Origin of the sequence: Ensifer sp. ZNC0028 (assembly GCF_000799055.1) — a bacterium.
Classification (GTDB): Bacteria; Pseudomonadota; Alphaproteobacteria; order Rhizobiales; family Rhizobiaceae; genus Ensifer.
Map to the genome: position 1 here is coordinate 36,850 of NZ_JTLA01000031.1, position 22,551 is coordinate 59,400.

A 22,551-nucleotide genomic window follows, 5' to 3' on the forward strand; every position below is an offset into this window, starting at 1 on the left:
TGGCTCTCAGGTTGATCGGCGCTGTCCGGTTGTTCAGGCGGGCACGGCCGCCTTTGGCTGCTCCAGCAGGTCTGCATGGTGCGCGGCGGCGACATCGGGGTGCGAGCGCAGCCGGGACTTCAGCACGTTGCGGCCGACCTCGTGGAAGAGCGGGTTCTGCGGATCCTGGGTAACGCCGCGGACTTCGGCTGCAAGATGTGACGGCAGATCGAGGACCGGGATGGTCGATGCGAGATTGGCGCCGAGGAAGAAGGCGACCGAGAGCCGATCACCGCCGGCCGGCGGCGTCACCACCCGGTGGATGTTGGCGAGCAGATAGCCGTTCGACGCCAGTTCCAAGAGTTCGCCGACATTGATGACGAAGCTGCCGCGCTTCGGCGGCGCGTCGATCCAGCCGCCCTTGCCGTCGTCGACCTGCAGCCCGCCGACCACGTCCTGCAACAGGATCGTGACGAAGCCGCCGTCTTTGTGGGCGCCCACGCCCTGGTCGCTTTCGGTCTTGTCGCGGCCGGGATAGCGGATGATCTTCAGCAACTGGTTGGGGCCATCGCGGTAGATCGGCCCGAAGACATCAGGCTTCTGCCCGAGCGCTTCGGAGAAAATCTCGATCAGCCGGATACCGAGCCCGGTGACCGCCTCGATATAGTCAAGGATCGCCGGCTTCAGTTCCGGCAAGGCATCTGGAAACTGGTTCGGGCCGACGAGTCGCTTCCACGGCGCGTCGCCGGACGCAACTTCGAGGCTCTGGCGCTCAGGGCCGAAGTCCACCTGTTCGCGCCAGTCCTGGGTGCCCCGGGTATATTCGAGGCCGGCGCGATTGTAGCCGCGGAAGTGCGGCGACTTGCGCATCTCGATCGCCAGCTTGTCATCCTCCGGCAGCGCGAAGAAGCGGCGCGAAAGCGAAAGAATGCCGTCGATCTCTTCCTGCGGAATGCCGTGGCCCTCGAGATAGAAGAAGCCCACCGAGCGGGCAACGCTACGCAACTCGTCGAGCGCTGCGGCCCGCTCGGGGTGGCCTGCCGCAAAGCGCGAGAGGTCAAGGACGGGCAGGGTTGGATTTGTCTGGCTCAAGCTGGTCTCCCTTGGTCGTTCGGGCGTTCGGGGCAGTCGCTCGGACAAGAGCCCTGCGCCGGTTCGCACGTGATGGGAGAAGCCTAACCGGAGGTGCTTCGCTCACTCAATATTATCTATGGAAATTATGGACTAAATTTGAGCGAAAGCGCGAAGCGGGCTTTCGAACGGAACTGGTTTGTGGGGAATATCCGTCCCGGCCGCTTGTTTTCCGGATTCTCAGGGGGCTGACTCATGCGGTGCGAGAGAGTGATCGTTCGGCGACCAAATCCGCGCGCGGCGAAGCGCGGGGAGAGGCCCACCGCGGGCCGAACAACAGCGGCAACCCCGCTTCGCCTTTGGCAAAACGGGGCTATCCGGTTGTCGGCGTCATGGAGGTCATGCCGTCGCTTATCCGCAAAACTAAGGGTTCGCGGAGGCAGACCAATCGCCGGATGACGGCAATCCCAGAAGCGGCGTCGAACCTAGCAGCGACCGAGGCTCGGGCGCGTCAGCAGCTCGTTGGTCAGATGTGCTCTCTGGCTGCCACAGTCCTCGGCTTCCTTGAGCAGCGATGCGAGCGCGAGTTCGAGGCAGTATTGCACGCCTTCGACGTTGAGGGTCTTGGCGGAGTCGCGCGCATAGGTGACGAGACGAGCCAGTGCCAAGAGCTCCTTTTCCTTGTCTTCCGGTTCGACCGGTACAGCAAATGAAGATAGCATGATTTTCCCCAGCTTCCATTGGACCCAAAGGCCCAGCCCAGCGTGACCAATCATAGCGTGACTTGGCGGGAGTGCGCGTGACATGAGCGTGACACACGTTGTATCTGAAAACCACACCCTTAAGATGAAGCGTCAGGTTGACCGGACAACCTCTTCCACATGCTGGTAGAATTGAATTTCCAGCTTTGCGGTACAACCGTTCGTTGGGCCGGCGCATGTCGCAGTGCGTCCAGCAAATGTCGCGCGTCGATGCCCTTCTGGTCGACATATTCGCGCGCGAGCAGAGCAACGAGACGGGTGCGGTCCGTGCCCGCCGGAAGCGCCACGCGCGCGGCGATGCTCGCCCAGTTGCGCTCCTTGTAGAACATGGCGGACGCGGTCGCGCCGATCGACGCTGCGAGCTCCGGGGCAAGGGCGTGGCTCTGCGAAAGGCGCCTGAGCGTCGCATCGACATTGACCAGCGGTAGCGTCAGCGGCAGATAGCCGAGTTCGGCGGGGCCGTGGATCAGCGCAACGTCGGCGTCGTCCGCGCGCTCGCCCTCGGCGTATTGCCGGTAGATCTCACCAACGCCGACCATGCCGTAGGGGGCGCATTCTGCCGCCCGCAGCGCGCCCATGCTGGCCGCGCCGAAGACCTGCACGCCTCTCGACAGGGCATAGAGGATTTCCTTGTGCCAGACGGGCGCGACATTCTCGAAGTTGCCGTCAATTAGCCCGATCGCGGTTGCGCCGTCCTCGACAGCGCGCAGCACGTCGCCCTGGACGGCGGGCGGGAGGACGAGAACGCTCTTGTCCGCGGCGTCTCGTACGTCGGGCAAGGTCGGGCCGACAAAGGCGACGTTCATCCGGCCTCCAGTGCGCGCGCGAGCGCCCGTTCGCCGAAACGGCGCTTGCGCAGACCGTCGGGATTTTCAAGGGCCGGAACGATGACCTTGACCACGGAGAAAGGCGCAACGCCTTCCATCAGCGGAACGACGACAACCGTCCGGATGCCGGCCGTTTCGAGCCGCCACATGACGTCATCGAGCAGCGCCTTCGGCCCGGTCGGGGCATCTGGCGCCGCTAAGCTTCTCCGCTGCGGCGCGGCGGCAAACAGGCCTCGCGTTTCCTCGGGAAGGTCGCGGGTGAAGGTTTCCGGAAACACGTCGTCGCGGGCGCCGCTGATATAGGTGAGCCGCGACTGGGCAGCCTCCGTCACCGCACGGATGGCGGCGCGCCGCGCGACCGGATGGGCGCCGTGCCCGATGGTGACGTCGTGATAGCGCGGCTGCCTGGCGGACAGAATGCCCGCTTCTGCAAGGGTCGCGGCATAGCAGGGAATGCCGACGTCGCTCGTCATGTCGAAGAGGCGCAGGTCCAGGCCCGCTGCGGCGATCCGTTCCGCGAGTTCGTCGAGAACGGGATCCTTGAAGCTTCCCGGATCGATGCAGCCGCGGTGCTTGCCGCTTAGCGGCAGCATTCGCCACAGCGTTTCTGCATCGCGCTCGATGCGCTCGAGCAAACCGTGCAGGATCGCCTCGGTCTCGGTGTTACCCGATGCCAGGCCGTCGGAGGATTGCCAGTAGCGACAGCCGACGATCGTGCGGTCGAGGATCGCCGCTTCGCGCGGAACCCAGGTGGTTGCGCCGTCCAAGAGATCGATGCCCCGGAGCCAGTCGATGGTTTCGTCGTCCTGAAGGTCTGCTTGCCCGGCCGCGATGAGCCCCGGCAGATGCAACGTTCGGTCGCCTGTTTCGGAAAGAGCCCGGCTGGTGGCCCTTCTTGTCGCGGCCGACGGTGCGCAGGCCACCGCGCGCTCGATCGCCTCCATGGCCGCCGAAACCTTGGCGCCGATATCGGTGATGCCTTTTCCCTGGTTGATGACGATTGATCGGGCGTTGGGCGATACGGCGCTCCACACCGGGATGCCGATCCGGTCGAGGCCGGTTAGCCGTGCAAGCCGGGTGACGCCGAGCGCCGGCAAATATGCCTCGATCCGCCGGAATGTTTCTTCGGGCGGGCAGGCGCGATCGCTATAGCAAAACGCGCCGGCCGCCGGACGGCTGGAATGCTCGTCCGACGGCCGGCCGGTTTCGGCGGCTTGTGCCACGCGTGGACTAGCCGTCCATGAACCCGCCGGAAACGGAGCCGGACGAGGCTGCAACGACGGCGAGATTGACGCCCTTGTGCACCATGGCGCCACTGTTGTTGCGCAGGTCGTTGGCCGCAGCCAGCGGTCCCTGCGTCGGCGTCGCAATCTGCGTGACCGTGCCCGCATCCAGATCCGCGACCCAAAGACGGTTGTCGTCCGCCAAACCGATCACCACTACTTTTGCCATTTTCCCCTCCTGGCCGTTGCTGATGTGAGAAATCAGAAGCCTGCCTTGCGCAGGCCCTCGCAATAATGAACGCGCTGCCATTCTTCCCTAAAGGGAACGATCGTCATCCACTTGTCGAGATCAAAGTCGGGATGCACGTCGAAAGTCTTACGGACGAACTGGCGCGCCTTCTTCCGGTTGCCGAGCATGCCCCAACTTGCCGCCGCCAGGCGGTCGGCAGGGGTCGGATCGCGCATGCGCTCGATATAGGCGATCGCCTGCTCATACTGGCCAAGGGAGTAGCTGGCTCCGGCCGCGGTCCAGAAATACTCGTCCGGCGCAATCGGGTTGAGCTCGATTGCTGCCTGGATCTTGCGCAGGCCGCCCTCGGGGCGTGAGGCCTGCACCAGCGTATCGGCATAGCTCGCGATCACGTTGGCGTGCTGAGGGCTCAGCGCCTCCGCCTTGTCATGGTATTCCATGCTCTCGTCGAACTGTCTCAAGTAGAGCTTGACGACGCCAAGCTCGCGGTAGCCCGTCGCCAGCGTGTCGTCGGCCACAACCGCATCGCGCGCATGCCGTTCGGCAAGCGCCAGCAATTCGGCGTCGCCACGGGCCGTCAGCAGCCATTCGACGAAATAGCTGCGGGCCAGACCGCTCATCGCCGGCGCGAAGTCGCCGTTCTGGTAGAGCGCTTCGCGGAAACTCTTGCGGGCGCGCCGTACCTCCGGAAGATTGAGCTGCTTGAGATAGCGCTGGCCGAGCAGGAAGTTGCGGTAGGAACCGACATTGGTCTCGTAGCTCTGGCGATGGGTCTCGTTGCGCTCCACCTGGTTGGCGATCGCCAGCGCGATCTGGCGGGCGATTTCCCGTCGCGACGCCATCAGCCCGTCACCGTCGAGATTGAAACGGTCGGCCCAGATCACCTCGTCATTGGCAAAGAAGATCAGTTGCGTGAAGAGTGTCAGCCGGCTGCCTTCGTCGGTGAGGCGCGTGTCGAGAATGTAGCTGATGGCATGCTTCTGGTAGGTGTTGGCCTTGTCGGCCTGCAGGCTGATCTGCGCGGCCGTATAGGGCGCGATCACCGAAACCGAGCGAAGCGCGCAAAGCCCGATCGTCACATCCTCGATCAGGGCGCTCGCAAATTGTGTTGCCGGACTGTCGATCGCGCCGTTGTTCGGCGGCAGAAGGACGACGCGCGGCGGGCGCGTGTCGACGGCCGCCTCCGGCGTGGGCGCAATTATCGTGGAGACCGATCGAAATTCCGGCCTGCTGACCGCGATGGCACCGCCGCCATTCGAGACGGCCCGTGCCTCCAGGTGATTGCCTTCGAGCTGAAACGCCTGGGTCAGGATCTTGCGCACGTCCTCGTCGAGCGGGTTGCGCTCGAGCAGCCGGGTCGCCGCCGCCTTGACCAGCTTGCGATGGTTGTTCGTCGCCTCCGCTGCTGCGAGCAGCAGGCTTTCGCGCAGCAGCGCCATGTGCTCGCCACGCTGCCGCTCGATCCAGCCATGCAGCGCCTGGCCCTGGGACTTCAGGTCTTTGAGGAAGTCCTCCTGGAACGTTTCGACCGCCCACTGGAGGCGCGAAAGCGGATCGCCGGCCTCGCGCCCGATGGCATCGACGTCGCTTTTGAGCCGGCTGGCGTCGAGGCGCACGGACGACGGCGAGAAACTCAGGAAATGACACCCGAGCTCTTCCTGGCGTGCGCTGATGCGGGAGATCGTCTTGCGCAGATTGACGAAGGCCTGGCTCGGGACGATCTCATCCCAAAGCAGCTTGGCGATATCGTTTCTGGACTGCTCGCTGTGGCCGTCGACGATCAGATGACACAGGATCAGCAGACCCTTTTCGGGAAACGCTACCTCACGCCCGCCGTTATCGACGAGCCGCAAGCGCCCGAGGGTCTGCAGTCTGAATGTCATCCGGTCATTCCTGTCGGGCGCTGGCCTGTCGGGCGCGGGTGTTTAGCCGTGCAGGTCCTGAGCGTGGCTCGCGCTTGAGCGGGCGGTCTCGGTCTCCGGCGTCTGGGCAACGGCTGCCACCAGCGAGATGATCTTCTTGCGCAGCACCGGGTCCGTGATCTTCAGGAAAGCGCGGTTGAGCGCGATGCCTTCCTTCGACGAAACGAAGGACGAGATTTCGCTCGGTTCGCGCGTTGTGTCGCCGTTGCGTGCGCCGGCAGGGTCTTCACCCTCCTGGAAGAAGAAGCTCGGGTGCACGCCGAGGATATCGGCGATCGCCTGCAGACGGCTCGCGCCGATGCGATTGGTGCCTTTTTCGTACTTCTGTACCTGCTGGAATGTGATCCCGAGACCGTCGGCCAGCTTCTCCTGGCTCAGTCCGGCCATCAACCGACGCATCCTGACGCGGGAACCGACAAAGACATCGATCTGGCTGGGGGCTTTCGTGTTCACTTGTATTTCCTCCGCACGTAGGAGTGGTCAAATCATGCATATGAGTTTGCTTGAATAAATGACTCTATGCAATCACTACGGGCTAAAACACAAAGATTTGCGACGCTTTGATGATTTCCCTTGGGGAGACGGGATAGCGACCGTCGCGATCGGGACAGAAGCGGGCGACCTGAAGGACCGTAAGCGGCGGTGAAACTGCATGCGCCCCTGCCGCGCTCCGAATCGCTTCCGTGCCGGGCGTATGTTGCGACGCGCTCCGCGCCGTCGCATCCATCGTCTCGCTGACCCGTTACGGTCGCCGTTACTGTTACGTACTTGCGCTACGGCAGCGGGCAAAGATGCTTATGGCTCAACCGGTTCCGGTGTCAGCTCCGGCTTCAGTCGTTGCGGGCGCGCGTTGGGCCGCCCGGGATCTCGGAGAACCGTTAATGCGCAGACTGACGCTCGCTTTCACTCTCCTCGCGATTGCCACCGTTCCGGCGCAGGCCGGGCCGGCGACGACGAGCGCTTCCGTCAATTTCCGGGAAGGACCGGGAACCGGCTTCAACAGCCTGGGCACGATCGCCGAGGGAACCGAGGTCGATGTCAAGGAATGCGACGATGCCGGCACCTGGTGCGCGGTGAGCTTCAACGGCCAGAACGGCTTCGTCAGCGGCAAGTACCTGAACGATGCCGATCCCAAGGGGCTCGGCTGGCCGCGCGCCTACAAGACCGATAGCGGCGCGACCATCACGCTCTACCAGCCGCAGATCAACGCCTGGAAGGATTTTACCGAACTCGATGCGCTGATTGCCGCCGAATACAAGCAGTCCGACGACGCCAAACCGATCTTCGGCGTGGTCGGCGTTACCGGCAAGACCGACGCCGACAGTGCGTCGGGCCAGGTCGTCGTTTCCGACATCAAGATGACGGAGATCAACTTTTCCGTCCTCGACCGCAAAGAGCTGGCGGACCTGACGCTTGAGGTTGGCAAGCTGATGCCGGTCGGGACGATTACCGTTTCGGAGGACAAGCTGACGGCGAGCCTTGCCGACTATCAGCGGCTCGGCAATGTCGAGGGGCTGAAGGCCGACGCACCGCCGATCTTCGTCAGCAAGAAGCCGGCAATCCTGGTGCAGACCGATGGCAAGATCGTGCTCGCCCCGGTCAAGGGCGTCGAGGGGCTCTCCTTCGCGGTCAACACCAATTGGGACCTGTTCAAGGTCGAGGCCGACGCGGCCTACTACCTGCGCAACGACAAGTCATGGCTGCAGTCCAAGGATATTTCCTCGGGATGGCAGCCTGCGGCATCGCTTCCCGACATTCTCAGCAAGCTGCCGGACGACGACAACTGGAAGGATGCCAAGGCGGCGATCCCGCCGCAGGCGGACAAGGTGATCGTGCCCGACGTCATCTATTCGGACAAGCCGTCGGAGCTGCTCGCCTTCGACGGTGAGCCGAAACTCGAGCAGGTTCCGGGCACCGGCCTCAAGGTTGCGACCAACACCGAGAGCGACGTCTTTTACCGTGACGCCGATAGCAGCTGGTACATCCTCGTATCCGGGCGCTGGTTCGCGAGCGCCTCGCTCGACGGACCCTGGACCTTTGCGACACCCAAACTGCCGCAGGACTTCCAGAACATCCCGCAGGATGCGGCCTACTACACGGTGCGCTCATCCGTTCCCGGCACCTCCGAGAATGCAGAGGCACGGCTGAAGGCCAGCATCCCCGAAAAGGCGCGTGTCGCCCTCGACGGTTCGGTCACCGTGGACGTCGCCTACAGCGGCGACCCGAAGTTCGAAAAGATCGACGGGACCTCCCTGACCTATGCGGTCAACACCAACGAGACCGTCATCAAGGTCGGCGACAAGTACTTCGTGCTGAAGGACGGGGTGTGGTTCGTTGGCGATGCACCGACCGGGCCATTCGCCGTGGCGAAGGCGGTGCCGGACGAGATCTATGCCATCCCGCCGTCGTCGCCGATCTACAATGCCACCTATGTGCGCATCTACGATACCGAGCCCGATGCGGTCTGGTTCGGCTATACGATGGGTTATCTCGGCGCCTATCTTGCCTGGGATACCTTCGTCTACGGCACCGGCTGGTACTATGACGACTATTGGGATTACGGCTGGGCCGGTGGCGGCTACTGGCCCTATTATCCGCGCCCGGTGACCTATGGCGTCGGCGCTTTCTATAACCCCGCCATCGGCACGTTCGGCCGTTACGGATATGCCTACGGGCCCTATCGCGGCATTGCTGCCGGTGCGGCCTACAATCCGCGCACGGGCACCTATATTCGCGGCGCGGTTGGCTACGGGCCGAACGGAGACCGCGGCTTCGTTGCCGCCTACAATCCGCGCACCGGCAACGCGGCGATCGCCCGTGGAGGGCATAACGTTTACGGCAGCTGGGGCACGGCCGCCGTCAAGCACGGGTCCGATTTTGCCCGCATCAGCGGCGGCTCGACTGCCAACGGCGCCGGCGTCAACTGGCGCACGTCGGACGGCAACCACGGCTTTGTCACCGGGGGCAAGGGCGGTGACGTCTATGCCGGCCGCGACGGAAACGTCTATCGACGTGACGACGGACAATGGCAGAAGCATACGCCGGACGGCTGGCAGCCGGTCCAGAAGCCTTTGATCCAGGACAGGACAAAAGCCGGTGAGCAATTCTCCGCCAACCATCCGGATGCGGCTGCAAACCTCAACCAGCGGATCGAGACGCGCCAGCAAACCGGCCAGGGTGCGGCGCGGGCTGCCCGCGAGCACGCTCCCGATCATCTGGCGATCGACAATATCGGCCGGCAGCTTGGCAACCAGCGCACCTTCGAGCGGCAGTCCTTCGATCAGCGGCCGCTGAACTTCCCGGCCGGTGGCGGCGGCGGCTTCGACCGCCCGGGTGGTTTTGGCGGTGGCGGCTTTGACGGCGGCGGCTTCCACGGTGGCGGCGGCTTCCAGGGCGGTGGTGGATTTGGCGGCGGGGGTGGCTTCCATGGCGGAGGCGGGTTCCACGGAGGTGGCGGGTTCCATGGCGGTGGCGGTTTCCGCCGCCGTTGACCGCGCCGCTTTTTGACGTTAGCGCAACAGTTCGGTGGTATGTTAGCCTTTGTAAAGATTGGGAGTCGTGCCGGTCGGGGGACGGGCATGTTCGTCGGGGGTGTTGAGAATGGGCTGTGTCAGGTCGTCGGGTCGTTTGTTTCTGGGGCCGGTCATCGGTCTCCTTGTTTTTCTTTCCGTTGTCTTCGGGCTGGTTTCGCCGGGACTGGCGCAGGAGGCCGCGCCTGCGGCCCCGCCCGCAAAGGTCCAGCAACTGATCCAGCTTCTCGATGATCCGGAAGTGAAGCAGTGGCTGTCGACGAAACAGACGGCGCCGGCCGCGTCGGCTGATACAGCGGACGGAACGCCCGCGACCGGTGTCGTGGCGCGGTGGACCGCCGAAATCCGGCGTCACCTGACCGGCATCGGCAATGCGGTTCCGCGCGTCGGTCCGGAAATTCGGGCGGCACAGGAGCGCCTTGCCGGCGACATGGAGAGCCACGGCACTGCGCCCATTCTCAAAGGGTTTTTCCTGATCCTGGCGATCGGTTACGGCGCCGAATACCTCCTGCGCTGGCTGCTCGGACGCAGCCTGAAGGGGGCGGTGCTGACGGGGCCTGCCCGCACCATGCTCACACGGGTCCTGCCGCTCATCGTCTTTGCGGCTGCCACCATGTCGGTGCTGGCGATCGCCGACTGGCCGCCGCGGCTGGAAACGACGATCGCGCCGCTGCTCGGTGCCTGGATCGGAGCGCGCCTACTGATGATCATCGCGTCGGCCGTCCTTACGGGCGGGCCTGTCAATGAGGAGAGCGCGGATGGACGAGGGGGCTACCTCTCGCTCACGCCTGATGAGGCAAGCTTCTGGCATCGGCATGCCTTGTGGCTGATCGCTGGCGGAGCGCTCGTGTGGGGTGTCGGCGATGCGATGAGTGCGCTGTCGATTTCTGCCGACGTGCGCAATCTCATCACCGCAGTGCTCGGCCTGGTGGTCTTGGGGCTCGGGATCCTGACCGTGGTGCGACGTCCGGTCGGCGCCGTCATCGGCTCGCGCCGCATCGTCGGCAATGTGTTCCTGGTCGCGTTCCTGATCGTGCTGTGGCTGCTCTGGGTCGCCGGCATGGACGTGCTGTTCTGGATCGGCCTTTACCTGATCGGCCTGCCGCCGCTGCTGCGCTTCACCAGTGCCTTCACCAAGACGATGCTGGACGCCTCGGCCGAAGACGGGGCCCGTGTCATGCGCAATATCTTCATCGAGCGCGGCGCGCGGCTGCTGGTCATCGCGCTGGCAGCCGGCTGGCTGGCGCTCGTCTTCAAGGTAGGCGCCACGTCGATGATGCAGGACGACGCTTTCAATCGGGGTTTCCGCGGCGTCCTGGCGGGCATCGTCATTCTGCTGGCTGCAGATCTGGTCTGGCAGCTGGTGAAGGGTTTCATCAACCTGCGCGTCAAGCAGGCCAACCATGCGACGGAGGATGCGGCCGAGCGCGCGCGCAACACCCGCCTGATGACCTTGCTGCCGATCCTGCGCAATTTTCTGGCGGCCTTCATCGCCGTCGTGGCCGTGCTGATGGTGCTCTCCGGCCTAGGGGTGGAAATCGGCCCGCTGATCGCCGGCGCCGGCGTCTTCGGCGTGGCGATCGGCTTCGGCTCGCAGACGCTGGTCAAGGACGTCATCAGCGGCATCTTCTACATGATGGACGATGCCTTCCGGATCGGCGAGTACATCCAGAGCGGCAGCTACAAGGGCACGGTCGAGTCCTTCAGCATTCGCTCCGTCAAGCTCAGGCATCACCGTGGCCCGGTCTATACGGTGCCCTTCGGCTCGCTCGGCGCGGTGCAGAACATGAGCCGAGACTGGGTGATCGACAAGTTCCTGATCAACGTTTCCTTCGATGCCGACGTCGCCAAGGTGAAGAAGCTGGTGAAGGGCATCGGCGCCAAGCTGCTCGAGGATCCGGACATCGGGCCGCTGATCCTGGAAACGGTCAAGATGAAGGGCGTCGAGAACTTTGGCGACTACGGCATGACCTTGAGTTTCGCCATGAAGACCAAGCCGGGGGCACAGACCCAGGTAAGGCGTCGGGCGCAGGTCATGATCAAGGAATCCTTCAAGGAAAATGGCATCAATTTCGCCTCGCCGACCGTGCAGGTGGCGGGCGACGAGCAGCAGCAATCGGTCGCCGCGGCCGCTGCGACCCGTGACGCCATCGCCAAGAAGAATGCGGCCGCCGCGCTCGGCGAAGGCGGTCCGCCGCAGGAATAGCATTTCGGCAACAGGGTTCTCGGGCTGGGGGCTGACATGAAACGCGTTCTCTTGGGGCTGCTGCTTCTCGTGTTCTTCACGGGAAGCGGTGCGCTGGCACAGTCGAACGAGCAATTCCTTCGCTCGATGTTCGTTCCCCACAAGGACGACTTCGATGGAATGGAGAAGCGGCGGTTAATCCGCATTCTCGTGCCGTTCAGCAAGACCATCTACTTCGTCGATCGCGGCCAGCAACTGGGCACAGCCGTCGAGTTCGGCACGGCGCTCGAAAACGAGCTCAACAAGGGACGCAAGAAGCAGATCGACAAGATCCGCGTCGGGTTCCTACCGATGCCGCGGGCACGTTTGCTGTCGGCGCTCGAAGAAGGGCTCGGCGACATCGTCATGGCCAATCTGACGATCACCGAGGCACGGCTTGGAAAGGTCGATTTCACTGCGCCGCTCTTTGACGAAGCGCAGGAGGTGCTGGTCACCGGTCCTTCGGCTCCGGCGATCACGAGCGTCGACGATCTGAGCGGACAGGAACTGCATGTGCGCCGATCGAGCAGCTACTACGAGCACCTGGCGGCGCTCAGTGCCGGCTTCGAAAAGGCCGGCCGCGCGCCGATCGCGCTGAAGGACATGGATGAGAATCTCGAGGACGAAGATGTCCTGGAGATGATCAACGCCGGCCTGTTGCCCTGGACGGTCGTCGACAAATACAAGGCGGACATCTGGGTGAAGGTGTTCACCGACCTCAAGGTGCGTGACGATATCGTCGTTTCCGACCATGGCGAAATCGCCTGGGCGATCCGCAAGGACAGCCCCAAGCTCAAGGGGGTGCTCGACGACTTCGTCAAGACCCACAAGGTGGGGACCACCTTCGGCAACATTCTGAGGAGCACTTATTACAAGGGCGACAAGATGCTGAAGCGCGCCTATGCGCCGGCCGATGTCGAGCGCTTCAAGCAACTCGTGGAAATCTTCCGCACGCACGGGAAGACCTATTCCTTCGACCATCTGATGCTGATGGCGCAGGGCTACCAGGAATCGCAGCTCGACCAGTCCCGCCGCAGCCACCGGGGCGCGGTCGGCATCATGCAGCTTCTGCCATCGACCGCCGCCGACAAGGCCGTCAACATCCAGGGCATCGACAAGGACGAAAACCTCAACGTCGAGGCCGGCTCGAAATATCTGCGTTACCTCGTCGATACCTACATCAACGACCCGGCCGTCACACCGAAAAACCAGATGCTTTTCGCCTTCGCGGCTTACAATGCCGGGCCAGGAAACCTCCGCAAGTTCAGGGCCAAGGCCAAGGATATGGGGCTCGACCCGAACCTCTGGTTCGGCAATGTCGAGAATGCCGCGGCGGCGATCGTCGGGCGCGAGACGGTGCAATACGTCAGCAACATCTACAAATACTATGTCGCCTATAGCCTGCTGTCGGAGCATGATACGGAAACCTCGGTCGAGAAGGCCGGCAGCACAGGGGTGGTCGCAACACCTTAGTGGGCGTGGCGGTCACATTTCGCGGTCCGGCCACGGGCTGGAAGAAGAGAAACGAAACAAGGAGTGGCGGGCACCGCGCGTTGGGCACCGGGCTCGCCAGGTGATCATGGTGAAAAGCATCCGAAGTCTTGGTGGGCTGTATGGCCTGCTTGCTCTGTCCGCGGTGACGCTTGCGGGCTGTACGACGCCGGACCTGGAGCCGATCCCCGGCAGCATCACCTATGGCGGGCAGCCCCGCACGAAGCTGACGAAAGCGCCGGTCGGCAGCATCGTCCCGCACCGCTTCACGAGCGGCAACAGCTTCGTTCAGGAAACCTATGTCATCGAGCCGGACCGCTCGCTGAAACTGATCCGCCGGGATTACTACGATTTACCGATCGACCGATGAACCGGTGGCGGCCGCGCCTGGCATGCCCCTGGCCGCAATTGGCGGCGCGGACGCGTCCTTTTCATTCCCGCGTTGCCATCGGAAAGCGGCAAGCTTCCGGTGCAGTCGGTTGACACTGCGCTGCGGAGAAACGATAGCTCGCTGCGGATGAAGATCGCCTTTTACGCACCGCTGAAATCTCCTGACCATCCGGTTCCCTCGGGCGACCGGCTGATGGCGCGCATGCTGGTTGCGGCACTCGACGCGGGAGGGCACGAGGTCGCGGTCGTCTCGGGCCTGCGCAGCTTCATGGCGACCGCATCGGACGCAGAATTTCATGAGCTGGAGCAAAGGGCGGCCGGTGAGATCGCCCGCCTTCGGCAGGACTGGACGCGCGACGGCGCCCCCGATCTCTGGTTCTGCTACCATCCCTACTACAAGGCGCCCGATCTCCTCGGTCCGACACTCGCCGCCGAATTCGCCATCCCCTATGTGACGGCCGAAGCTTCGTATTCGGCGCGGCGAAACGAGGGTGTGCGCGCGATCGCCCAGCGCCACGTGCTCCAGGCCATTAAGCAGGCGGCGGTCAACATCTGTCTGACGCGCCGGGACCGCGATGGGCTGCTGGAGGCCGCGCCCGACTGCCGCCACGCGATGCTTGCGCCGTTCATCGATGCGACCCCCTTCGTGCCGGCCGGCGGAAGCACGGATGACCTCTGCCGCATGGTCGTTGTCGCGATGATGCGCAGCGGCGACAAGATGGACAGCTACCGCATGCTGGCGCAATCGCTGACACGCATCGCCGATAGCCGCTGGACCCTGACGATCGTCGGTGACGGTCCGTGCCGCAACGAGGTGCAACAGGCTTTTTCGACCCTGGCGTCCGACCGGCTGGAATGGCTCGGCGAAAGGAGCGCTGCCGATCTGCCGGCCATTCTTGCGCGCGGCGACCTCTATGTCTGGCCGGGTTGCGGCGAGGCCTATGGGCTTGCCTACCTCGAAGCCCAGGCGGCGGGCCTGCCGATCGTTGCGCAAAATACTGCCGGCGTGCCAGAAGTGGTCAAGGACGGCGAGACAGGGATCCTCACGTCCGACGGCGATGTGGCGGCCTTCGCGGCGGCGATGCGGGCGCTAATAGAGGACCCGGCTCGTAGCCGAAGATTGGGCGCAGCAGCCGCACGGTTCGTCCACGAGGAACGTTCCTTTCCTGCCGCGACGGGGCGGCTGCGCACGATATTCGACGAGCACCTGGAGGCGACGGCATGACGCAATCCCACTGGCAGCAGCTTGCCGCCGCGCTCGACCGCGTGGCTGAATCCGGGCGACAGGTGGATTTCTGGCTGCGGGACGACGATGCCGCCGAGCCGACGGCAGCGCTTGACCGCCTGCTGTCGCTGGTCGACAGCCACCAGCTTCCCGTGGTCATCGCCGTGCCGCCGGCGCTGACGGGCGAGGCGCTTGCGCGCCACCTGGATGGGCATGCCGGCGTCAGCATCGCGGTGCACGGCTGGGCGCATCGCAACCACGCTCTACCGGAAGAGAAGAAGCAGGAACTCGGCGCCCACCGGCCGCGCTCAACGGTTCTCCAGGAACTCGCCGAGGGCTATGCGCGCCTCCAGGCGCTGTTTCCGCGCAGCTTCGTGCCGATGCTGGTGCCGCCGTGGAACCGGATCGATGCCGCGCTTCTGGATGGCCTGCCCGGGATCGGTTTTGAAGCGCTCTCGGTCTACGGCCCCGAAAAGCCTTCGCCGTTCAAGCTCGTCAACACCCATGTCGATGTGATGGACTGGCAGGGAACACGCGGTTGCCGCGACCACGCGGCAATCGTGTCTGACCTAATCGCCCGGCTGCGGCAGGTCTGCGGTGGCGATGAAGAGAAGCGGGATCAGACCGGGCGAACCATCGGCGTGCTCACCCATCATCTGGTTCACGACGCCGGCGTCTGGTCCTTCATGGAGGCGCTGTTCGCCCTGACGGCCGGGCATCCGGCCTGTCGCTGGCGGACCGGTGCCGATCTCACAGCCTGACAGATCTGTGCTGACAAATGCTTCGCTGACTGTCTCGAAAGCGTCTCGGAATGGGCGCTTGCCGCGATGTAAGGTCGATGCGGCCGTCGCATGCGACGGCCACGCTTAGACACCCTCAGCCGCTACCGGGAACGATCGCGTCGTCGTCGTTGTCCGGCAGCAAGCCGGAGCCGGGCGTCTTGCTCTTGTCGGTCAGCCGATCCTTCGCATGGGGACCTGCAGTCGGAAGATTCTGCCCACCCGAGGGTTCCTTGCCGGTTTCCTCGATCGCCTGCTGGGCCTTCTTGTCCTTGTTCATGCGCTACTCCTTCTTTGGAAAGAAGGAATCCGCAGGGCGAGAAATAGTTCCGCCCGGGATTTTCTGCGCAGGGGAATGTGAAGCCTGCTCCGACGCGGTATCGTATGCTCAGTCGAGCTCGACGATCTGTCCGTCACGGGCGGCAAAGGCACCGGGGAACGTCGCCTGGACGTCGCGTTCCATGGCGGCCAACGCCTCGTCGGTGCGCGACGGGTCGTGGTGGAACATGGCAAGCTGCTTGACGCCGGCGGCCATTGCCAGTCTTGCGCCATGCATCCCGGTCGAATGTCCGTAACCCTGAAAATGCTCCATCTCGCTTTCGAGATAGGTGCAGTCGTAGACGAACAGGTCGGCACCGGCGATCAGCTCAAGGACCCCAGGATCGAGAACGCCCGGCTCGTGCTCGGTATCGTAGACGAGCGCGACGGCGCGGCCGTTCCATTCGATCCGGTAGCCGACGCAGCCGCCAGGATGGTTGAGGCTCGTCGTGCGGATGGTGACGCCGGCACGTGGGGTCAGCACGTCACCCGGTTTGAAGTCCATGCCATCGAGGCTAGCCTGACAGATGTCGGGATCCACCGGGAACCACGGCGGGCGCATGAAATCGCGGATCATCTCCCGCGTGGTCATGGTGCCGTGCAGATGGCCGGACCAGAAGCGCACCGAATTGCGACACTTGTAGATGGGTTTGAAATAGGGAAGACCGATGATGTGGTCGTAGTGGCTGTGGGTGAAGAACAGATCGAACTCTTCGACACCTTCGGCGATCAGGGCATAGCCCGCCTCGCGCAGGCCGGAACCGGCGTCGAACAGCAATACGTCCTTGCCGCATCGAATCTCGATGCAGGATGTATTTCCCCCATAGGCGACGTATTGTTGGCCGGAGACCGGCAAACTTCCTCTTACGCCCCAGAACCGCACTCGAAAGTTGTCGTCACGCATTCAGTTTCGGCTTCACTACGCACGCTTGGATCATTTTGATCCTTGTGTGACTGTTAAACAAGCACAGATGGCCACACCCCTGCAATGCCATGGGTTATTATTTGGAAACTAACCTTCGCGTCGCCAAGTCCCGCTCCAGCCAAATCCGCTCCTCGCATGTCTTCTAGGCCATCGAACCGGAAAGAGGTGTCCCCGTGGTAACAGCCAATGAAACTTTTTGTTGCGCTCCTGCGTGAATTATCTATCGAACGTTAAGAGCGAGCGAAGATCGAGGCGCTGATGGCTGAAGCAATGGAAGGCCGATTTTACGATAGCGTGCCGCTGTTCGACGCCTTCGAGGGCGTCGCGGACGAGGCAAATTACCGGCCATTGCCTGACGGCTGGCTGCTGGCCGTCGCCGATATCGTCAATTCGACCGGTGCGATTGCCGATGGTCGCTACAAGACGGTCAACATGGCCGGCGCGAGCGTCATATCCGCCCTGATGAACGTGCTCGAAGAAAAGACGATGCCCTTTGTATTCGGGGGGGATGGCGCCTTGGCGGCGCTGCCGGCCTCGATGGCCGACCGGGCGCGGGATGCGCTTGCGGCGGTAAAGACCTGGGTGGCGGAGGAACTAGACCTTGAGTTGCGAACCGCGCTCGTTCCGGTCAGCGACATTCGCCAGCAAGGGCTCGACATGCGCGTCGCCCGCTTCAAGGCGAGCGACGAGGTTTCCTACGCGATGTTTGCTGGCGGTGGCGCTAGCTGGGCCGAGGCGGCAATGAAGGCCGGGCGCTATCACGTCGCGGCGGCGCCTGCCGGAAGCCGGCCCGACCTGACCGGCCTTTCCTGTCGCTGGAACCCGATCGAGTCCCGCCACGGCACCATCGCCTCGATCATCGCGGTGCCGGGGGCAAAGGGCAACGGCCCGGAATTTCAGGCGCTGATCGCCGACGTCGTCGCGCTTGCCGACGAGGAAGACCGCGGCGGTCACCCTGTTCCCGAGCTCGGGCCGACCGCGCGGTTCTCTTTCCAGGGGATCGACACCGAGACGCGTGCGGCCGCTCCGCGGGGGCGACGTTTCCTGAAGCGTTGCGTCATCACCGTGCAGACGCTGGCACTTTTCGTCTGCCTTCGCATGGGCTGGAATCTCGGGCCTTTCGATACGAACCGGTATCGCCGCGACCTTGCCGACAACACCGACTTCCGCAAATTCGACGACGGACTGAAAATGACGATCGATATCAGCGCCGCGCGCCTCGAGCGGATCGAGGCGCGGCTGCAGCGGGCAGAGGCCGAAGGTGTCGGGCATTATGGCCTGCACCGGCAGGATTCGGCGCTGATGACCTGCATCGTGCCGACGCCCATGACCCGAGACCACATACACTTCGTCGACGGTGCCTCAGGCGGTTATGCGGTGGCGGCAAGCAATCTCAAGGCTGCGCTGGCGCGCAACAAGGCCGCCCCACCCTTCGCGGGTGGCTCTGCCTAACGTTGCGGCGGCGATGCGCGTCATCCGTCGCGCTATGCCTTGATGATGTGGCTGCCCGTCAGGCCGTTGCGGTGGAAGACATTGCGGGTATCGACGATGAGCGGCGCCCACTTGGCGAGGGCCGCGTAGTCCACCTGATCGTGGTCGGTGGCGATCAGCACGGCGTCGAACGCCGCCACCGTGGGCTCGTCGAGCGTAACCGAACGGCGGCCCTTCAGAGCAGCATATTCGCGCGTTGGCGGGATCTCGGCGACGTAGGGATCGTGATAGGCGGTACGGCCGCCACGCTCCTCGATCAGTTCGATCAGACGCAGCGAAGGGCTCTCGCGAATATCGGGAACGTTCTTCTTGTAGGCGAGGCCGATGACAAGCACGTTGGAGCGGCTGAGCGCCTTGCCCGCGTGCCGGTCCAGCGCTTCGGCCAGCCGGCTGACGACGTGGCGCGGCATGGCCGAGTTGATCTCGCCGGCAAGCTCGATGAAGCGCGTCGGCAGTTCGTACTCGCGCGACTTCCAGGTGAGGTAGAAGGGGTCGATCGGAATACAGTGCCCGCCCAGGCCGGGGCCGGGATAGAACGGCATGTATCCGAACGGCTTGGTCTTTGCCGCCTCGATCACTTCCCAGACATCGATGCCCATCGCCTCGTAGACGATCTTCAATTCGTTGACGAGCGCGATGTTGACCGAACGGAAGATGTTCTCGGTGAGCTTCACGGCTTCCGCCGTGGCGTTGGACGAGACCGGCACGACGGTCTTAACCACGGAGGCGTAGAACGCCTCCATCAGCTTTGACGCCTCGGGCCCGTCGCCGGCGACCACCTTTGGAATGCTCACGGTCTCATAGACCGGGTTGCCGGGGTCTTCGCGTTCCGGTGAAAAGCCGACGAAAAATTCGGCGCCGGACTTGAGGCCGGTTTCCTCGAGAATGCTGCGCACGATGCCGTCGGTCGTGCCGGGGTAGGTGGTCGATTCCAGGACGATGAGCTGCGCGGGGCGCAGGGTCGCGGCGATCGCCCGCGACGTCTTTTCGACGAAGGAAAGGTCCGGGTCGCGGTATTTGGTCAGGGGCGTCGGTACGCAGATGACGATGACGTCGCAACGGGACAGTTCGAGGAAATCCGTCGTGGAACGGAAGCGGCCGGCGCTGCTCTCCTTAGCCAGAACAGCATCCGAGACCGCGCCGATATAGGACTTGCCCGCGTCGAGCGCGACGATCTTGCCGGGATCTATGTCGAAACCGATGACGGAATAGCCCGCGCGCGCCGCGGCGATCGCCAATGGCAGGCCGACATAGCCGAGCCCGATGACGCCGACCTTGGCGCTCCGGGCGGAGATGGACGACAGCAGGCTTTCGAAATGAGGTGAGGTCAAGTTTCGGTTCCGGATCTCGTGGACAGACAGGCGCGGCGCGCGAACATGTCGTGGTTTGTTGGAGAGAAACAAGCTCCAAGTCAAGCGAGGCACGGCGCTGCGGCCGTCGGCAGGCCGGTGAGCCGGCTATCAAATCTTCGTGCTGCAACAGACCGGAAAAATCTTCGTCCGCCTCTGGAAATTGGCGGCGCGCGTGAATATCTCCAACATATAAGTGCCGCATTCCGGGTGCCTGCACGTCATCGACGCCGGAATCGGTTGGAGCATTTTCTTAACGGGCACGGCTCATCATCATCCACCGCGAACATGAACCGGCAAATTGCCGGGGCGTTCGCCGTCTCCGGATGCTGACGCGGGACGGTCTGTCATGCGAGGACGCGAAATGGGCCCGACGAACGACAACGTATCCGAAATCCTCATCGACAAGGTCGCCGACTGGCTGATGCGCACATCGCTGAGCGACGCGCCGCTGGAGACGATCGTCAAGGGCTTCTGCGAGCGGTTGGCGGCCGCCGGCCTGCCGCTGATGCGCGTCCATCTTTCCTTCTCCATGCTGCACCCGCTTTATGATGCGCTGGGATTCACCTGGGTGCGCGGCAAGGGCGTGGAGGTCAGCGGCCTTCGGCACGAGGAACTGGCGCTCAATCCCGAGCGGTTCCTGCAGAGCCCCTATTACTACCTTCTCAACAACAATCTCGAGCATGTCCGCCGGCGCCTCTACCAGGATACGCCGTCCGAGTTCCCGATCTTCGACGACCTCAAGGAAATGGGGGCAACGGATTATCTCGCCTTCATGCAGTCGCTGGGCGCCGATTCAGGCCACGGCATGGTTGGTTCCTGGACGACCGATCGCCACGGCGGTTTTACAGATGACGTGATCGGTGCGCTTTTGAAGCTGCAATACCACCTGGCGGTCGCCGCAAAGATGGCGGTGCTCGGCAAGCTCGCCGACAACATGCTGACCACCTATCTCGGCTCCAGCGCCGGCCGGCGCGTGATGAGCGGCCAGGTTCGCCGCGGCGACGGCGAGACCGTGCGCGCCATCCTCGTCATGGGCGACATGCGCCGCTCGACGATGCTTGCGGAAAAGGAAGGGCGTCAGTCCTATATCGAGACGCTGAACACCTATTTCGATGCGATCGCAGCCCCGTTCAATCGCAACGGCGGCCATATTCTGAGCTTCGTCGGTGACGGCTTCATCGCCGTCTATCCCTGTGGGCGCCACAAGGAACCCTCGGAGTTTGCCGCCCGCGAGGCCTTTGCCGCCGTGCGCGCGGCAACCGCCCGCATGGACATGCTGAACGGCGAGCGGCGCAAGCAGGCGCGCGATCCGATCGGCTACGGCATCGGCTTGCATGTGGGCAACGTGATGTTCGGCAATGTGGGCCTGCGCGACCGGCTGACGTTCTCGGCTTTCGGCTCCGCCGTCAACGAAGTCCAGAGGTTGCAGAACCTGACCAAGAAATACGCCCATAGCGTCGTCGCAAGCGAAGCCTTCGTCAATTATTGCGGCGGTGACTGGACGGCGCTCGGCCAGGAAAAGCTCCGGGGCGTCCGGCAGAAATTCACGATCCTCTACCCCAACGACGCGGCCTTGCTCGCAAGGGCCGACGAACGCTTCGACGACGTGTTGCAGGATGGACTTTCCGAGGCGGAGCATGTCATGCTGCTTCATCGCAATACGCGTCCGCTGCAGCCGCCGCGCGGCCTGATCGACAAGATGCTTCAGTAGGGGGAAGAATGTTTCGTACCGTCCTTTTCGCCGCTTCCATCCTCATGGCGGGGAGCGCGATGGCGCAGCCATGGGAAACCAAGCTTTCCGACGGCTTCGAGGGGCGGGATTTCGCGCCTGAGGGCGGGCTCTACTATCGCGAGAATTTCGAACAGACCGCCGGCACGGTGGAGTTTCAGGGCGACGTCAAGCACAACGGCAACGGCGCGCTCAAGCTGAGCGTCGTTCCGACCTGTCCCGATTCGCTCGACGGTTGCAGCGAGCGGGCCGAGATCTGGGAGAAGACGGCACTGCGCGTGCCCTACGACCAGGGTGTTTGGTATGGCTTTGCCGTCAAGTTTGCCGACCCGATCCCGAACGAGGACCATCGTTATCTGATCGCCCAGTGGAAGCGCGAGATCGACCCGGGTGCGGAGGGCGATTTCAGCCCGTTCCTCGCCCTGAGGCTCGAGGCTGGCAAGCTCTTCGCCACGGTGGAAACGAACTATATCGCGCCGCTCTCGGCCGGTCCTGAGGGAAAGCCGGCGAGCTGCAAGCCGGGTGAAGTCCCCGTCTGGGGACGGCCGGGCGTCAACCAGATGCGCATGCTGGTCGCGGCGGACAGCAATTGGGAGCTGATCGACGGCAGTCTCTTCAATGCGTGCACCGATGCGATCAAAGTGACGAGCCACGGCAATCCGTTGCCCGACCCGAAGTCCGGCTGGATCGATTTCGCGATCTACACGCTGCCGGGAGCCAATGGCACGGGGCGCATCGAACTCTTCGCCAACGACAAGCCGATCATCACGGTGACCGGCCATATCGGCCACGACGACAAGGGGCTCGGCAAGAACCAGTACTTCAAGTTCGGCCCTTACCGGGCGGCCGATGACACCAACTGGACGCTGTTTTACGACGACTTCCGGCGCTCGCCCAATTGCGCCGACGTGTTGAAAGGCGGTGCCTGCCCTTCGTTCTAACCATCTGAAGATGCAGGTGGGTATAGCCTCGTCTGCCACCGGGTGTGCTGGACAGCCCTTAGAAGCTGCGCTAGTCTTTTTTTAGAGGCGGCGGATAAAAAGCAATGAGGGAAGCGTGCTGCT

At 63.6% G+C, this 22,551-nt stretch carries 19 protein-coding genes; 9 read left to right on the plus strand and 10 right to left on the minus strand.

Annotated elements, in window-relative coordinates; translation table 11 throughout:
• Nucleotides 1–33 precede the first annotated feature (33 nt).
• From L981_RS07970 to L981_RS08000, 7 genes are all read right to left on the minus strand, one after another.
• The gene (locus L981_RS07970; protein ID WP_043613674.1) at nucleotides 34–1,071 is read right to left on the minus strand and encodes an isopenicillin N synthase family oxygenase; all 1,038 of its coding nucleotides are present in this window, start codon (nucleotides 1,069–1,071) and stop codon (nucleotides 34–36) included.
• A 464-nt stretch (nucleotides 1,072–1,535) separates the two neighbouring features.
• Nucleotides 1,536–1,772 carry a hypothetical protein gene (locus L981_RS07975; protein WP_034799160.1) on the minus strand — a complete coding sequence of 79 codons (237 nt, stop codon included), beginning with the start codon at nucleotides 1,770–1,772 and terminating at the stop codon, nucleotides 1,536–1,538.
• A gap of 119 nt (nucleotides 1,773–1,891) precedes the next feature.
• Entirely contained in the window at nucleotides 1,892–2,617 is a 726-nt protein-coding gene (locus L981_RS07980) for a TfuA-like protein (RefSeq protein WP_043613676.1), read from the minus strand.
• Nucleotides 2,614–3,861 (minus strand): YcaO-like family protein, encoded by a 1,248-nt coding sequence (locus L981_RS07985; RefSeq protein WP_082005937.1) that lies wholly within the window; start codon nucleotides 3,859–3,861, stop codon nucleotides 2,614–2,616. The genes L981_RS07980 and L981_RS07985 overlap by 4 nt, the downstream gene beginning before the upstream one ends.
• A 7-nt stretch (nucleotides 3,862–3,868) precedes the next feature.
• Nucleotides 3,869–4,090, minus strand: a complete 222-nt coding sequence (locus L981_RS07990) for a hypothetical protein (protein ID WP_043613678.1) — start codon at nucleotides 4,088–4,090, stop codon at nucleotides 3,869–3,871.
• Between the two features lie 32 nt (nucleotides 4,091–4,122).
• A complete protein-coding gene (locus L981_RS07995) occupies nucleotides 4,123–5,994 on the minus strand; it encodes a hypothetical protein (RefSeq protein WP_043613680.1) in 1,872 nt (623 codons plus the stop codon).
• Between the two features lie 42 nt (nucleotides 5,995–6,036).
• Nucleotides 6,037–6,486 carry a helix-turn-helix domain-containing protein gene (locus L981_RS08000; protein ID WP_043613681.1) on the minus strand — a complete coding sequence of 150 codons (450 nt, stop codon included), beginning with the start codon at nucleotides 6,484–6,486 and terminating at the stop codon, nucleotides 6,037–6,039.
• A gap of 428 nt (nucleotides 6,487–6,914) precedes the next feature.
• Here L981_RS08000 and L981_RS08005 point away from each other — a divergent pair, with 428 nt between their 5' ends.
• From L981_RS08005 to L981_RS08035, 6 genes are all read left to right on the plus strand, one after another.
• Nucleotides 6,915–9,524, plus strand: a complete 2,610-nt coding sequence (locus L981_RS08005) for an SH3 domain-containing protein (RefSeq protein ID WP_052201660.1) — start codon at nucleotides 6,915–6,917, stop codon at nucleotides 9,522–9,524.
• A gap of 109 nt (nucleotides 9,525–9,633) precedes the next feature.
• Entirely contained in the window at nucleotides 9,634–11,769 is a 2,136-nt protein-coding gene (locus tag L981_RS08015) for a mechanosensitive ion channel family protein (RefSeq protein WP_043613683.1), read from the plus strand.
• Between the two features lie 36 nt (nucleotides 11,770–11,805).
• A complete protein-coding gene (locus L981_RS08020; RefSeq protein ID WP_043613684.1) occupies nucleotides 11,806–13,260 on the plus strand; it encodes a lytic transglycosylase F in 1,455 nt (484 codons plus the stop codon).
• Nucleotides 13,261–13,366: 106 nt separating this feature from the next.
• Nucleotides 13,367–13,648, plus strand: a complete 282-nt coding sequence (locus tag L981_RS08025; RefSeq protein WP_043613884.1) for a hypothetical protein — start codon at nucleotides 13,367–13,369, stop codon at nucleotides 13,646–13,648.
• Between the two features lie 147 nt (nucleotides 13,649–13,795).
• Complete coding sequence (locus L981_RS08030) at nucleotides 13,796–14,893, plus strand: glycosyltransferase family 4 protein (RefSeq protein ID WP_043613685.1); 1,098 nt, start codon at nucleotides 13,796–13,798, stop codon at nucleotides 14,891–14,893.
• A complete protein-coding gene (locus L981_RS08035) occupies nucleotides 14,890–15,654 on the plus strand; it encodes a polysaccharide deacetylase family protein (RefSeq protein WP_043613686.1) in 765 nt (254 codons plus the stop codon). The genes L981_RS08030 and L981_RS08035 overlap by 4 nt, the downstream gene beginning before the upstream one ends.
• Nucleotides 15,655–15,769: 115 nt before the next feature.
• On the opposite strand, the gene L981_RS08040 is transcribed toward L981_RS08035, so the two are convergent.
• Together L981_RS08040 and L981_RS08045 are read right to left on the minus strand one after the other, a co-directional pair.
• The gene (locus L981_RS08040; RefSeq protein ID WP_043613687.1) at nucleotides 15,770–15,952 is read right to left on the minus strand and encodes a hypothetical protein; all 183 of its coding nucleotides are present in this window, start codon (nucleotides 15,950–15,952) and stop codon (nucleotides 15,770–15,772) included.
• Between the two features lie 108 nt (nucleotides 15,953–16,060).
• Nucleotides 16,061–16,894, minus strand: a complete 834-nt coding sequence (locus L981_RS08045; protein ID WP_043613689.1) for an MBL fold metallo-hydrolase — start codon at nucleotides 16,892–16,894, stop codon at nucleotides 16,061–16,063.
• Between the two features lie 279 nt (nucleotides 16,895–17,173).
• Between L981_RS08045 and L981_RS08050 the strand changes: the two genes are divergently transcribed.
• Nucleotides 17,174–18,367 carry a DUF3095 domain-containing protein gene (locus tag L981_RS08050; protein WP_052201661.1) on the plus strand — a complete coding sequence of 398 codons (1,194 nt, stop codon included), beginning with the start codon at nucleotides 17,174–17,176 and terminating at the stop codon, nucleotides 18,365–18,367.
• Between the two features lie 32 nt (nucleotides 18,368–18,399).
• Here the strand turns inward: L981_RS08050 and L981_RS08055 are convergent, their stop codons facing one another.
• Nucleotides 18,400–19,737, minus strand: coding sequence for a nucleotide sugar dehydrogenase (locus L981_RS08055; RefSeq protein WP_043613691.1), 1,338 nt, complete (start codon nucleotides 19,735–19,737; stop codon nucleotides 18,400–18,402).
• Between the two features lie 382 nt (nucleotides 19,738–20,119).
• Here L981_RS08055 and L981_RS08060 point away from each other — a divergent pair, with 382 nt between their 5' ends.
• Both L981_RS08060 and L981_RS08065 read left to right on the plus strand, forming a co-directional pair.
• Nucleotides 20,120–21,469 carry an adenylate/guanylate cyclase domain-containing protein gene (locus tag L981_RS08060; RefSeq protein ID WP_043613693.1) on the plus strand — a complete coding sequence of 450 codons (1,350 nt, stop codon included), beginning with the start codon at nucleotides 20,120–20,122 and terminating at the stop codon, nucleotides 21,467–21,469.
• 8 nt (nucleotides 21,470–21,477) lie between these two features.
• On the plus strand, nucleotides 21,478–22,428 hold the full coding sequence (locus tag L981_RS08065; RefSeq protein ID WP_043613694.1) for a polysaccharide lyase: 951 nt from the start codon (nucleotides 21,478–21,480) through the stop codon (nucleotides 22,426–22,428).
• The last annotated feature ends 123 nt before the right edge of the window (nucleotides 22,429–22,551 follow it).